Source organism: Streptomyces sp. NRRL WC-3618 (assembly GCF_001280005.1).
Lineage (GTDB): Bacteria > Actinomycetota > Actinomycetes > Streptomycetales > Streptomycetaceae > Streptomyces.
The window spans coordinates 17,889-31,505 of the sequence record NZ_LGDW01000085.1 but is presented as its reverse complement, the minus strand read 5'-3'; the positions used below and the strand labels follow the sequence as shown (position 1 = coordinate 31,505).

Annotated in this window: 10 protein-coding genes; all 10 read left to right on the top strand. The window is 71.1% G+C overall.

Features of this window, described 5'->3' with window-relative positions; all coding sequences use genetic code 11:
* Positions 1–8: 8 nt before the first annotated feature.
* The 10 genes from ADL01_RS11255 to ADL01_RS11210 all read left to right on the top strand — a co-directional run bounded on the left by ADL01_RS11255 (position 9) and on the right by ADL01_RS11210 (position 13,591).
* Positions 9–1,346, top strand: a complete 1,338-nt coding sequence (locus ADL01_RS11255) for an ABC transporter substrate-binding protein (protein ID WP_053741798.1) — start codon at positions 9–11, stop codon at positions 1,344–1,346.
* Between the two features lie 2 nt (positions 1,347–1,348).
* The gene (locus ADL01_RS11250; RefSeq protein WP_053741797.1) at positions 1,349–2,293 is read left to right on the top strand and encodes a carbohydrate ABC transporter permease; all 945 of its coding nucleotides are present in this window, start codon (positions 1,349–1,351) and stop codon (positions 2,291–2,293) included.
* 10 nt (positions 2,294–2,303) lie between these two features.
* Entirely contained in the window at positions 2,304–3,209 is a 906-nt protein-coding gene (locus ADL01_RS11245; RefSeq protein ID WP_053741837.1) for a carbohydrate ABC transporter permease, read from the top strand.
* 7 nt (positions 3,210–3,216) lie between these two features.
* Positions 3,217–4,482: a 6-phospho-beta-glucosidase gene (locus ADL01_RS11240; protein ID WP_053741796.1), complete on the top strand. Its 1,266-nt coding sequence runs from the start codon at positions 3,217–3,219 to the stop codon at positions 4,480–4,482.
* Positions 4,473–5,444 carry an N-acetylglucosamine kinase gene (locus ADL01_RS11235; protein WP_053741795.1) on the top strand — a complete coding sequence of 324 codons (972 nt, stop codon included), beginning with the start codon at positions 4,473–4,475 and terminating at the stop codon, positions 5,442–5,444. The genes ADL01_RS11240 and ADL01_RS11235 overlap by 10 nt, the downstream gene beginning before the upstream one ends.
* A gap of 215 nt (positions 5,445–5,659) precedes the next feature.
* Complete coding sequence (locus ADL01_RS11230) at positions 5,660–7,150, top strand: hypothetical protein (RefSeq protein WP_107090863.1); 1,491 nt, start codon at positions 5,660–5,662, stop codon at positions 7,148–7,150.
* Positions 7,151–7,217: 67 nt separating this feature from the next.
* The gene (locus ADL01_RS11225; protein ID WP_053741835.1) at positions 7,218–8,276 is read left to right on the top strand and encodes a glutamate ABC transporter substrate-binding protein; all 1,059 of its coding nucleotides are present in this window, start codon (positions 7,218–7,220) and stop codon (positions 8,274–8,276) included.
* A 63-nt stretch (positions 8,277–8,339) separates the two neighbouring features.
* The gene (locus ADL01_RS11220) at positions 8,340–9,665 is read left to right on the top strand and encodes a hypothetical protein (protein WP_053741794.1); all 1,326 of its coding nucleotides are present in this window, start codon (positions 8,340–8,342) and stop codon (positions 9,663–9,665) included.
* Positions 9,665–12,199 carry a serine/threonine-protein kinase gene (locus tag ADL01_RS11215; protein WP_053741793.1) on the top strand — a complete coding sequence of 845 codons (2,535 nt, stop codon included), beginning with the start codon at positions 9,665–9,667 and terminating at the stop codon, positions 12,197–12,199. Before ADL01_RS11220 ends, ADL01_RS11215 begins: the two co-directional genes overlap by 1 nt.
* Before the next feature lie 12 nt (positions 12,200–12,211).
* A complete protein-coding gene (locus ADL01_RS11210; RefSeq protein ID WP_107090864.1) occupies positions 12,212–13,591 on the top strand; it encodes a PP2C family serine/threonine-protein phosphatase in 1,380 nt (459 codons plus the stop codon).
* The last annotated feature ends 26 nt before the right edge of the window (positions 13,592–13,617 follow it).

The window sequence follows — 13,617 nt, the reverse complement described above, 5'->3', positions numbered from 1 at the left end:
ACCTCGCCATGCCCGGAATATCCAGAAAAGTCGCCTCCGCCCTCGCCGTGACCGCCTCGACAGCCCTCCTGGCCACGGCCTGTACGGGCCAGACGTCGTCCGGAGCCTCCGACGACCCGTCCAAGGACACGACCATCACCTTCTGGCACGCCTGGAGCGCGCCCAACGAGGTGGCGGGCGTGAAGGCGCTGATCGCCGGTTTCGAGAAGGTCCACCCGAACATCCATGTGGATGTCGTCGGCAACATGACCGACGACAAGATGAACCAGGCGCTGCGCGCGGGCGGCAGCAAGGCGCCGGACGTGATCTCGTCGTTCACCACCAACGGCGTCGGCAAGTTCTGCTCGTCGGGCGCGCTGGTCGACCTGAACCCGCTGTTCAAGAAGGCGGGCATCGACCCGGCGACCACCTTCCCGAAGGCGATGAGCGAGTACACCCAGTACGAAGGCGACCGCTGCGCCGTCCCGCTGCTCGGCGACGCCTACGGCCTGTACTACAACAAGACCGCCTTCCAGAAGGCCGGGATCGCCGGCCCGCCGAAGACCTGGTCGGAGTTCGAGGCCGACGCCAAGAAGCTGACGGTTCCCCAGGGCGACACGTACAAGCAGCTCGGATTCATGCCGGACTACCACGGCTGGGAGACGACCACCGAGCACTACATGGGCCAGTTCGGGCCGACGTACTTCGACACGTCCGGCAAGTCGACGGTCGCCACCGACCCGGCCGTCGCCGACGCCATGGCCCTCCAGAAGAAGCTCGTGGACGAGCTGGGCGGCTTCCAGAAGCTGGAGAAGTTCCGCTCCGGGCTCGGTGACGAGTGGGGCCCCAAGCACCCCTTCCAGACCGGCCAGGTGGCCATGCAGCTCGACGGCGAGTGGCGCCTCGGGATGGCGCTGGACGCGAAGCCCGGCTTCGAGATCGGCGTCGCCCCGCTGCCCGTGCCCGACGACAAGGCCGACCAGTACGGCAAGGGCTACATCACCGGCACCATCGCCGGTATCGCGGCCACCAGCAAGAAGCAGAACGCGGCCTGGGAACTGGTCAAGTACATCACCACGGACACGGACGCGGTCGTCGGCTTCTCCAACGCGATCCACAACGTGCCCTCCACGCTCGAGGCCCTGAAGTCCCCGAAGCTGAAGTACGACCCGCGCTTCAAGACCTTCCTCGACATCGCCGCGAACCCCCACTCCACCACGTCGCCGGCCTCGATCAACGGCGGCGTCTACCTCACCACCATCCAGCAGCTCGGCTACGACTACGAGAGCGGCAAGGCCACCGACCTGAAGGCGGGCCTGAAGAAGGCGGCGGCGCAGATCGACACGGACATCGCGCAGGCGAAGTAGCCATGGCCGCCACCTACACCCTGCGGGCGAAGCACCGGCGTTCGAGGCTGCGCACCCTCGCCTTCCTCTCGCCCTGGCTGATCGGTTTCACGGTCTTCTTCGCGTACCCGATGATCTCCACGGTCTACTTCTCGTTCATGCACTACGACGGCTTCAAGCCGCCGACCTGGAGCGGAACGAAGAACTGGGCGTACGTCTTCGAGTCCTACCCCTACTTCTGGCCCGCCCTGCGCAACACCCTGTGGCTGGTCGTGATCATGGTGATCCTCCGTGTCCTGTTCGGACTCGGGATCGGCATGCTCATCACGAAGATCAAGACGGGTACGGGGATCTTCCGCACCCTCTTCTATCTGCCCTACCTGGCCCCGCCGGTCGCCGCGACCATGGCGTTCGCGTTCCTCCTCAACCCCGGTACGGGACCGGTCAACTCCCTCCTGGAGAGGATCGGCATCCCGGCGCCGGGCTGGTTCAACGACCCCAGCTGGTCCAAGCCGGCGCTCACCATGCTGGCCCTGTGGGGCGTCGGCGACCTGATGGTGATCTTCATGGCCGCCCTGCTCGACGTACCGAGGGAGCAGTACGAGGCGGCCGAGCTGGACGGCGCGACGCCCTGGCAGCGGTTCCGGTTCGTCACGCTGCCGAACATCTCGCCGATCATCATGTTCGCCGTCGTCACCGGCGTCATCGGGGCGACGCAGTACTACACGCAGCCACTGGTGGCCGGAAAGGTCGCCTCGGGTGTGATCCAGGGCGCGGGCACCACGTTCGAGCCCGGCTACCCCGAGCACTCCACGCTCACCCTCCCCCAACTCGTCTACAACCTCGGCTTCCAGCGCTTCGACTACGGCTCCGCCTGTGTCGTCGCCCTGGTCCTGTTCGCCCTGTCGATGGCGTTCACCGCGCTGTTGATGCGGCGCCGGGGCGGCCTCATCCAGGCAGGTGACTGACATGACTGACATGACCCAGGACACCACTCATCTACTCGAACGGCCGGTGGAGTTGAAGGCCCCCGCCACGCCCGCCGAGCGCACGGCCCGCCGTAAGGCACTGCTGGAATGGATCGCGGTCCACTCCCTCGGCGTCGCGGCGGCCCTCTTCTTCACCCTGCCCTTCGTGTTCGTGTTCCTGACCTCGCTGATGAGCGACTCGCAGGCCCTCAGCCGGGACCTGATCCCGCACACCTGGGAGTGGTCCAACTACCGCAAGGTCTTCGACACCCCGGGCTTTCTCACCTGGTGGAAGAACACCCTGATCTACGCCGGACTGGGCACCGCCTTGACCGTCGTCTCGTCCGTCCCCGTGGCGTACGCGCTGGCCAAGTTCCGCTTCCGGGGCCGCAATCTGACGCTCATGCTGGTCATCTCGATGATGATGCTGCCGCCCCAGGTGGTCGTCATCCCGATGTACCTGTTCTGGGCGAAGCAGCTGGACCTGTCCGGCACACTGTGGCCGTTGATCACCCCGCTGGCGTTCGGCGACGCGTTCTCGATCTTCCTGCTGCGCCAGTTCCTGATGACCATCCCGAACGAGTATCTGGACGCGGCGAAGGTGGACGGCTGCGGGGACCTGCGCACGTTGCTCAGGGTCGTCCTGCCGATGGCGAAGCCCGGAATCGCCGCCATCGCCCTCTTCCAGTTCTTCAACGCCTGGAACGACTACTTCGGCCCGCAGATCTACGCCTCCGAGAACCCGGGCGCGTGGACGCTGAGTTACGGCCTGGAGTCCTTCAAGGGCGCCCACCACACCGACTGGAACCTCACCATGGCCGCGACCGTGCTGGTCCTGGCCCCCGTACTCGTCGTGTTCTTCTTCGCCCAGAAGGCGTTCGTCGAAGGCGTCACTCTCACCGGCGTAAAGGGTTGATGCATTCATGAAACTCACCGTGGTCGGCGGCGGTTCGACCTACACCCCCGAACTCATCGACGGTTTCGCCCGGTTGCGGGACACCCTGCCCATAGAGGAGCTGGTGCTCGTCGACCCGGCCGCCGAACGCCTGGAGCTGGTCGGCGGGCTCGCCCGGCGCATCTTCGCCAAGCAGGGTCACAACGGCAAGATCACCACAACCGACGACCTGGACAAGGGTGTCGAGGGCGCCGACGCCGTCCTGCTCCAACTCCGCGTCGGTGGCCAGGCGGCCAGGCAGCAGGACGAGACATGGCCGCTGGAGTGCGGCTGCGTCGGCCAGGAGACGACCGGCGCGGGCGGCCTCGCCAAGGCGCTGCGCACGGTGCCGGTCGTCCTGGACATCGCCGAGCGCGTCCGGCGGACCAACCCGGACGCCTGGATCATCGACTTCACCAACCCGGTGGGCATCGTCACCCGCGCCCTGCTCCAGGCCGGCCACAAGGCGGTCGGCCTGTGCAACGTGGCGATCGGCTTCCAGCGGAAGTTCGCCGCCCTGCTGGGGGTGACCCCGGCCGACGTCCACCTGGACCACGTGGGCCTCAACCACCTCACCTGGGAGACGGGCGTCCGCCTCGGCGGCCCCGAGGGCGAGGACGTCCTGCCCCGGCTGCTCAGCGAGTACGGCGACCGGATCGCCGACGACCTCCGCCTTCCGCGTACGGTCCTGGACCGGCTGGAGACGGTGCCGTCCTACTACCTGCGGTACTACTACGCCCACGACAGCGTCGTACGCGAGCTGCGCACCAAGCCCTCCCGGGCGGCCGAGGTGGCGGCGATGGAGGAGGAACTGCTGCGGATGTACGGCGATCCGGCCCTGGACGAGAAACCGGAGCTGCTGGCCAAGCGCGGCGGCGCCTTCTACTCGGAGGCGGCGGTGGATCTGGCCGCGTCGCTGCTGGGCGGGGGCGGCAGTCCCTACCAGGTGGTGAACACGTACAACAAGGGCACGTTGCCCTTCCTCCCGGACGACGCGGTCATCGAGACGCAGGCCGCGGTGGGCCGGGCGGGGGCCGCTCCCCTGGCCGTCCCGGCTGTCGACCCGCTGTACGCGGGGCTGATCGCCAACGTCACCGCCTACGAGGAACTGGCGCTGGAGGCCGCGCTGCACGGCGGGCGCAACCGGGTCTTCCGGGCGCTGCTCGCACATCCGCTCGTCGGCCAGTACGACTACGCGGACACCCTGACCGACACCCTGATCGCGCACAACCGGGAGCATCTCGCGTGGGCATGACCGCACACGTCCTCGCCGTCGACGCCGGCAACAGCAAGACCGACGTGGCGGTGGTCGCGGCCGACGGGGAGGTGCTGGCCACGGCGCGCGGCGGGGGGTTCCGGCCGCCGACCGACGGACTGGACGTCGCGGTCTCCGGGCTCGCCGACGCCGTCGCCGAGGCCTTCGGCGCCGCCGGGGTCTCGTCCGTCGACCGGGTCTCGGCCTGTCTGGCGAACGCCGACTTCCCCGTGGAGGAACAGCAGTTCGCCGCCGCGCTGCACGCACGCGCGTGGGGCGCGAGTGTCGACGTACGCAACGACACCTTCGCGATCCTGCGGGCCGGGATCACCGAGCCGCGCGGAGTCGCCGTCGTCTGTGGCGCCGGCATCAACTGCGTCGGCATGACTCCGGACGGCCGCACGGCTCGCTTCCCCGCGCTGGGGCGGATCTCCGGCGACTGGGGCGGTGGCTGGGGTCTGGCCGAGGAGGCCATGTGGCACGCGGCGCGGGCGGAGGACGGTCGGGGCGGTCCGACGGCCCTGATGTCCGCCCTGCCCGCCCACTTCGGGCTCACCTCCATGTACGCGCTGATCGAGGCCCTGCATCTGGGGGACGTCGACAACGCGCGGCGCCATGAGCTGACGCCGGTGCTGTTCGCCACGGCGGCGGACGGTGACCCGGTGGCGGGCGCGCTGGTGGACCGGCTGGCGGACGAGGTGGTGGCCATGGCCTCGGTCGCGCTCGGCCGCCTCGGCCTCCTCGACGAGGAGACCCCGGTCCTGCTCGGCGGGGGTGTACTGGCGGCCCGGCACGCCCGCTTGACGGACCGCATCACCGAACTGCTGGCCGCCCGGGCCCCCAAGGCGTTCGCCCGGGTGGTGACGGCACGACCGGTCCTGGGGGCGGCGCTGCTGGGCCTGGACCACACGAACGCCCCGGCGGAGGCGCACGCGCGCGTACGGCGCTTCTACGAGGTCTGACCTGCTTCGTACGGGAACCGAACAGATTCCTCCGGCGTATTCATGGGCAGAGGGGTGGTGCGGGGAGCGCGTATGTGGCCGAATGCGGGGCAGCGCACCCCGGCACACACCGCTCACCGCGACACGCCCCGGCCTCGCTGCGATCCGATCAAGATCAAGTCAAGGTCGGTGCGGATTGTCAGTGCCGGGGGCGATACTGGCGGTGACGGATGACCATGGGGGAGGTCACAGTGACATCTACGAGCAGTGCGGCACCACCGACGCCCGGCTCGCCGGGCGGTTCCGGCACCTCGGGCGCGTCCGGTGCGTCCACCGCCTCGGGCCTGCCCGCGATTCCCTCGCAGGGGGGCAGGGGCCCTGTTCCCGGTGTCCCCCAGCCCCCGCGCCGCACCGCCTTCGCCGAGGGCGTCGACCAGTTGCGGGCCGCGGCGACCACCGAGCCCGGCCGGCTGCGGATCATCGGCGCCCTGCTCGCGGTGCTCGTCGTCGCGTTCGGCGCCGTCACCGCCTGGCAGATGACCGACCGTTCGTCGGCGGCGGACGACGTGCTGCACAACAGCCAGCCCCTCAGCTCCGCCGCCGCGGACATCTACAGCTCCCTCGCGGACGCCAACACCGCCGCCTCCAGCGGTTTCCTGGCCGGCGGTGACGAGACGGCGACCACCCGCGACCGCTACCAGCGGGACATCCGCAACGCCGCGGACAAGCTCTCCGCCGCCGCGACCAACTCCGCGCCGGGCTCCGAGTCCGCGACGACCATCGCCCGTCTCAACAAGCTGCTGTCGGAGTACACGGGCTACATCGAGCGGGCCCGCGCCAACAACCGGCTGGGCTTCCCGGTCGGCGGCTCGTACCTGCGGCTGGCGAACGACACAATGCAGACGCAGATGCTCCCGCAGGCGGAGAAGCTCTACGCCAAGGAGAACCAGCGGCTGCGCTCCGACTACGCGGACGCGACCTCGTACCCATGGGCGGCGATCGGTCTCGGCGTCGCCGTGCTCGGCGCCCTGGTCTGGGCCCAGCGGCGCAACTACCGGCGTACGAACCGGGTGCTGAACCACGGTCTGGTCGCGGCGACAGCCACCGCGACGGTCGTCCTGCTGTGGCTGGTCGCCGGGCAGAGTTTCGCCCGCTCGGGGCTCAATGACTCCTACGACCACGGCATCCGCTCGCTGAACGTGCTGCACGACGCCCGGATCGCCTCCCTGAAGGCGCGCGGCAACGAGAACCTGACGCTGGTGGCGCGCGGCGCGGAGACGGTCAAACTGGCCGACGGCGACGTCGTCGACACGTACGACAACAACTTCCGTACGGAGATGAAAGCCCTCGGCAAGGGACTGACCGAGGCCGAGCGCCTCGCCGACGACCGGCCGGGCAAGGCACCGGTCGCGACGGCCGTCGGGGGCATGGAGGAGTGGGAGAAGCGCCACAAGAAGGCGCGGGACGAGTACGAGTCCGGTGACTTCCAGCAGGCGCTGGCCCGCGTCATCGGCGACAAGGGCGACAAGCCGACGGGCGAGTGCTTCGACAGTGTCGACACGGCGCTGAAGACAGCCATCGGGCATGAGCAGACGGAGTTCGCCCAGGCGGCCGCGAACGGCAGGGACGCGATGACCGGCCTCCCCCTGGGAGCCGCGGGCCTTGCCGTGCTGGGTGCGGCGGGAGCGGTGCTCGGCATCGGGCGCAGGCTGTCGGAGTACCGCTGATGCGGCACGAGGCGGTACAAGGGAGTTCGGCGGCAAGGGAGTTCGGGCGATGAGAGGGGGCGTGACGATGAACGCACAACGGCTTGAGCGGAGTCTGCGCACCGGCCTGAGGGTCCTGCGGGCCGGGCTGCGGGGGTGGGGCGGTGTGGGGGCGATGGCGGCCGTCTGCGCCCTCGCGGTGGCCTTCGCGCTGCTGCTCCCGCTGACCCAGTCGCGCGGCGGCGGCAGTGCGGGCACCGGTGGCCAGAGGGTCGCCGTGGCCACCCAGGCGAGCGCCGCGGCGGCGTGCCGCAACCCGCAGGACCAGAGCCCTCAGCCGTCGTCGCTGGACGGGAGGACGATCGAGGAGATCAAGAGCCGCGCGGACCGGCGGCTCGTGGTCGGCGTCGACCAGAACAGCTACCGCTGGGGCTACCGCGATCCGAACGGCGGCAGGTCGGCGGAGCTGGAGGGCTTCGACATCGACCTGGTCCACCGGATCGCGCAGGACATCCTCGGCGACAAGGACGCTGTCAAGTTCAAGGCCATCCCGACCAACCAGCGCATCCCGGCGCTCAAGGACGGCCGCGTCGACATGATCGTCCGCACGATGACGATCACCTGTGACCGGCTGAAGGACGTGTCGTTCTCCGCCCCGTACTTCCTCACCGGCCAGCAGGTCCTGGCGCCCAAGAGTTCCACCATCAAGGGGTACGACAAGACGCTCGACGGCAAGCGGATCTGCTCGGCGAAGGGCTCCACGGCGCTCGAGCAGCTGAAGGCGGACAAGGCGGCGAAGAAGCCCGCGGTGGCCACCGCCGACATAGACAAGACCGTCCCCAGCCAGCTCGACTGCCTCGTCCGCCTCCAACTCGGCCAGGTGGACGCCGTGGTGACCGACGGCGCGCTCGCCGCGAGCCAGGCGGCACAGGACCCGACGGTCGAACTGAAGGGCAACACGTTCACCACCGACTACTACGGCGTGGCGGTGAAGAAGGGCGCGAACGACCTCGCTGCCCGGGTCAATCGCATACTGGAGCAGTACCGCCAGGACGGCGACTGGCAGAAGTCGTACGACAAGTGGCTGTCACCGACACTCGGCAGCGAATCGGAGTCGGCGAAGCCGCCGGTGCCCCGCTACAAGTGACGTTCACCGACCGACCCACGAGCCAACCGAACGAGTCAACCCCACGAGTAGTCGAGGTGATCGATGGGCGTCACGGGAGCCACCGGGCCGGTGATGGACCGGGACGAGGTGGACCGTGCGCTGGCGCGGCTCGGCGCGGAGCACGAGGCGATCGAGACCTCCCTCCTCGCCCTCCAGGACCACGCGGGCCGCAGACTCCTCGAAGGCGCCGAGCTCACCGGCACGACCAAGGAGCGCTGGACGGCCGCGGACGCGTCGATCACGCTGCTGTGGGCGTACTTCGACGCGTACTCGGACACGTTCCGCTCCGCCCGTGACATCCGTTCGCGCCGCCGCTGGTCCAGCCGCGAGGACCTGGTGGAGCTGACGGAACTGCTGCGCGGCGAGTGCGTCACGCTCGCGGGCTCCGCGACGGCGACGGCCAACGCGCCCACCCTGCACGGCACCGGGAAGCTCAGCCGGCAGTACTCGCTGGCCGCCCTGGTGGAGCTGATGAACGAGCTGTACGCGACCTCGCTGGACATGGTCGTCACCGCCGACGCGGTCTGGTCGGCGCTGCCCGCGCGGATAGATTTACTGGCCGCCGAGCTGCAGCGCACCCGCCAGCTGGCGCACTCCGTGGGCGTACGCCCCGGCGAGCACCCGGCGGGCGACGACCTGGAGCGCATCACCCGCACCCTGACCGCCCTGCGCGAGCGGGTGATCTCCGACCCGCTGGCGTTCTGGCTGCCCGCACAGGGCAGTTCGGCGCCCGGCGGCGGCCGTCCGGATACCACGGTGTACGACCGTGAGGCGCGCGCCCTGGAGGACGTACGCCGGGAGATCGACGCCGTGCTGACGGTCCGCCAGGACGCCGAGGCGCGGCTCATGAGGCTGCGCGACGTGCTGTCCCGCGCGGACCGCACCCTCGCCGAGGCGCGCAGCGCGCGCGGCGAGGTGCTGGCGAAGATCGCCGCGTCGGAGGTGCCCGCCGTCAGTGGCCCGCCCACGGCGTTGCAGGAGCAGCTGTCGATGGCCTCCGAGTACCGCAGACACGCCCAGTGGCACCGTCTCTCGCCGCTCCTGGAGTCCCTGGAGGAGAAGGCGGAGGACGAACTGATGCGCGCCCGCGAGTCGTTGACGGCGGTGACCCAGCCGCTGGCGGTCCGCGCGGAGCTGCGCGGCCGGCTCGACGCGTACCGGGCGAAGGTCGCCCGGCACGGCCTCGCGGAGGATCCGCTGCTGATCGAGCGGTACGACGCCGCGCGCCGCATGCTGTGGAGCGCGCCCTGCGACCTGCGGGTCGCGGAGCAGGCCGTGCTGCGTTACCAGCAGGCCGCGGCCGAGTTCTTCGGCGGCCCGCGGGTGACCGGCCAGGCCGGACCCAGTGACCGGAAGGGGGAGTACTGATGACCGGAACCGAGCAGCCGAAGTGCCAGCGGCCCGACTGTGACGGCAGTTACGAGGACATGGGCGGCGGCGAACTGTACTGCGACACCTGCGGGCTCGCGCCGGTCGTGGCGGCCGGCGGGATGGTCGGTTCGGCGTCCACCGGTGTCACCGCGGGCGGCAACCGGCGCTCGGGGAGCGGTAGTTCGCCCTCGGCGGGTTCCCGTGGGTCCGCCCCTTCCGCGCGCACCTCTCGCACCTCCCGTTCCTCGCAGTCCCGCCGGTCGGTCTCCGGCCGGCTGTCGCGGTCCCTGTCGGGGAAGGCCACGGGCCGTTCGGTGTCGGTGCGCAGCTCGGGTTCGACCGCCGGGTCGAGCGGGCGCGGCCGGCTCGGCGCGGGCCTGGTCGAGGTGCCGGGTGTGCCGCGGCCGGACCCGCGCGCGATGGTGCTGGAGAACCCGGAGGTGCCCGAGCGCAAGCGGTTCTGCTCGCGCTCGGACTGCGGGGCGCCCGTGGGGCGGGCGCGCGGCGAGGGCCGGCCGGGGCGTACGGAGGGGTTCTGCACGAAGTGCGGGCACCCGTACTCGTTCGTGCCGAAGCTGCGCACCGGTGACATCGTGCGCGGCCAGTACGAGGTGGCGGGCTGTCTGGCGCACGGCGGCCTCGGCTGGGTCTACCTCGCCGTGGACCGCGCGGTGTCGGACCAGTGGGTGGTCCTGAAGGGTCTGCTGGACACCGGCGACCAGGACGCGATGGCGGCGGCGATCTCCGAGCGGCGGTTCCTCGCGGAGACCGTGCACGCCAACATCGTGCGCATCTACAACTTCGTGGAGCACCTGGACCAGCGCACGGGCTCGCTCGACGGCTACATCGTCATGGAGTACGTCGGCGGCAAGTCGCTGAAGGAGATCGCCAACGACCGCCGTACACCGGACGGGAAGCGGGATCCGCTGCCGGTGGAGCAGGCGTGCGCGTACGGCATCGAGGCGCTCGAGGCGCTCGGCCATCTGCACAGCCGCAACCTGCTGTACTGCGACTTCAAGGTCGACAACGCGATCCAGACCGAGGACCAGCTGAAGCTGATCGACATGGGCGCGGTCCGCAGGATGGACGACGACGAGTCGGCCATCTACGGCACGATCGGCTACCAGGCGCCGGAGGTCGCGGAGGTCGGCCCGTCGGTGGCGTCCGACCTGTACACGGTGGCGCGCACGCTCGCCGTCATGACGTTCGACTTCCAGGGCTACACGAACGTGTTCGTCGACTCCCTGCCCGACCCCGACCACATCGAGGTCTTCCGCCAGTACGAGTCGTTCTACCGGCTCCTGGTGCGCGCCACCGACCCCGACCCGGCCCGCCGGTTCGCGTCCGCGCAGGAGATGTCCGAGCAGCTGACAGGCGTACTGCGCGAGGTCGTGTCGCTCCAGACGGGGCGGGCCAGACCCGCGCTGTCGACCCTGTTCGGCCCGGAAGTGAAGGTCACCGACGCGGAGTTGTTCGCGGCGCTGGACGGCGAGGTGTCCCGGCTCGGGGCGCGCGCGGCGACGCCCACCAAGAAGTCGTCGCCGGCTGCCGGGGGCAGCACCCGGGCGCTCACCGGCGCCCCGCGGCTCGTCAAGGCCATCGACGCGGGTGCCGCCGCGCTCGCGCTGCCCGTGCCCCGCGTCGACCCGACCGACCCCAACGCGGGCTTCCTGGCGGGGCTGATGGCCTCGGCGGCCGGGGAGCTGATCGCCGCCCTCGCGGTGGTGCCGACGCAGTCGACCGAGACCCGGCTGCGGGAGGTGCGGGCCCGGCTGGAGAACGGGGACGCCGCGACCGCCCGGGAGGCGCTGGTCAGGCTGGAGGAGGAACGGCCCGACGACTGGCGGGTGGTCTGGTACCAGGGTGTGGCGGCGCTGGTGACGGGCGATCACGAGAGCGCCGCGCTGTCGTTCGACGCGATCTACGACGCCTTCCCGGGCGAGAGCCCGCCCAAGCTGGCCCTCGGGCTGTGCGCGGAGGTGCTCGGGCAGCTCGACAACGCCGCCGAGTACTACCGGCTGGTGTGGACGACCGACCCGAGCTATGTGAGCGCCGCGTTCGGCCTGGCCCGCGTCCAGTTGGCGGCGGGCGACCGCCGTGGCGCCGTGAAGACGCTGGAGTCGGTCCCGGAGGCGTCGATCCACTACACGGCGGCCCGCGTGGCCGCCGTACGGGCGCGACTGCGGCACCGGACGCCCGTCGGCGCCGACGCGCCGTTCCTGGACGATCTGATCGCTTCCGCCGCCCAGGTGGAGGCACTCGGCGGATACGGTCTGGACGCGGTCCGGCGGGAGCGGCTGTCGACGGAAGTACTCGGCTGCGCGCTGGACTGGATACTCTCCCAGAGCCAGAGTTCCGCTCCATCGGCCGTCGGGGGGCGGGTGCTGCTCGGCAGTGATCTGGACGAGCGTGGTCTGCGCTTCGGGCTGGAGCGCTCGTACCGCACGCTGGCCCGGCTCGCGCAGGGCGGCGAGGAGAGGATCGACCTGGTGGAACGCGCCAACCGTTACCGCCCCCGGACGTGGGTGTAGTTGATGTCCCAGATGCCCCAGTCACCCCAGCCGACCGCCCTGTCCAGGTGCCCGAGCTGCGAGGAGCCGCTGGAATCGGGCGACCGGTTCTGCGGCGCGTGCGGGTACGACCTGTCGGCCGTGCCCCCACGCCCCGGTGACTCCCCCACGCTCACCCTGAGCGGCGCCCTCGCCGCCGCGCCCCCCACGCCTCCGGAGGCCGCTTCCGTGGACTGGCCCCTGGCACCCGAGACCAGCAGCACCGGCACCCCGGCGCCGGTGCACCTGGCGACCGATCTCCAGGGCACCGACTCGGGCGAGCTCCCGCTCCCGCCGGTGCCCGGCCGGCCGCCCGCACCCGAGGCGCCGACCACGGGCTCGCCGGTCTCCGCGGCCACAGGGGTGCGGTTCGACCGGTCCGCGGGCGGTGAGCCCGACGAGTACCCGCTCCAGGCGCCCGCCCCGCGGCCCGCCGCGGCCTCGACGCCCCCGGGCGGCACCAAGGTGTGCGTGGCCTGCCGGGCGGGCCGGGTCGATCACGACGGCTACTGCGAGAACTGCGGGCACGCCCAGCCGCGCGAGCGCGACCACATGGAGGACGAGGTCGGCCCGCTCGCCGCGGTCACCGACCGGGGCCTGCGTCACCACCGCAACGAGGACGCGTACGCGATCTCCCACACCACGCTGCCGAACCACACACCCGCGCTGGTCGCGATCGTCTGCGACGGCGTCTCCTCGGCGACCCGCCCCGACGAGGCCTCCCTCGCCGCGTCCCGGGCCGCCGGCGACTCGCTGATGGCGGCCCTGCCCCAGGGCACCCACCCCCAGCAGGCGATGCACGAGGCGATCCTCGCCGCCTCGCACGCCGTGAACGCGCTGGCCGACGAGCCCGCCGGGGCCCGCGAGCACGCCCCGCACCAGAACTCCCCGGCCTGCACCCTGGTCGGCTCCGTCGTCACCCCGACCCTGCTGGTCGTCGGCTGGGTCGGCGACAGCCGCGCCTACTGGGTCCCGCTCGACCGCTCCACCGCCCCCGCCCGCCTCACCGAGGACGACTCGTGGGCCGCGCAGATGGTCGCCGCGGGCCTGATGAACGAGGCGGAGGCGTACGCCGACGAGCGCGCCCACGCCATCACGGGCTGGCTCGGCGCGGACGCGTACGAACTGGAGCCGCACACCGCTTCCTTCAAGCCGGACCGGCCAGGTGTGGTGGTGGTGTGCACGGACGGGCTGTGGAACTACGCCGAGGCGGCGGACGAGATGGCCGAGGTTCTCCCGCCGGACGCCGCCGCGCGCCCGCTGCACGCCGCCCGGGTTCTGGTGGGCCACGCCCTGGACGGCGGGGGCCACGACAACGTAACAGTGGCCGTCGTGCCGTTCCCCGCGCCGTCGCAGGGGGCAGGATCCGCCTGAGGGCACTGACACGGGGATGTTCTCAG

Bases quoted from the DNA above. Each gene is read 5' to 3' on its own strand.
- ADL01_RS11220 (WP_053741794.1), top strand. From the start codon at position 8,340: ATGGGCGTCACGGGAGCCACCGGGCCGGTGATGGACCGGGACGAGGTG.
- ADL01_RS11225 (WP_053741835.1), top strand. From the start codon at position 7,218: ATGAACGCACAACGGCTTGAGCGGAGTCTGCGCACCGGCCTGAGGGTC.
- ADL01_RS11240 (WP_053741796.1), top strand. From the start codon at position 3,217: ATGAAACTCACCGTGGTCGGCGGCGGTTCGACCTACACCCCCGAACTC.
- ADL01_RS11215 (WP_053741793.1), top strand. From the start codon at position 9,665: ATGACCGGAACCGAGCAGCCGAAGTGCCAGCGGCCCGACTGTGACGGC.
- ADL01_RS11210 (WP_107090864.1), top strand. From the start codon at position 12,212: ATGCCCCAGTCACCCCAGCCGACCGCCCTGTCCAGGTGCCCGAGCTGC.
- ADL01_RS11250 (WP_053741797.1), top strand. From the start codon at position 1,349: ATGGCCGCCACCTACACCCTGCGGGCGAAGCACCGGCGTTCGAGGCTG.
- ADL01_RS11230 (WP_107090863.1), top strand. From the start codon at position 5,660: ATGGGGGAGGTCACAGTGACATCTACGAGCAGTGCGGCACCACCGACG.
- ADL01_RS11255 (WP_053741798.1), top strand. From the start codon at position 9: ATGCCCGGAATATCCAGAAAAGTCGCCTCCGCCCTCGCCGTGACCGCC.
- ADL01_RS11245 (WP_053741837.1), top strand. From the start codon at position 2,304: ATGACCCAGGACACCACTCATCTACTCGAACGGCCGGTGGAGTTGAAG.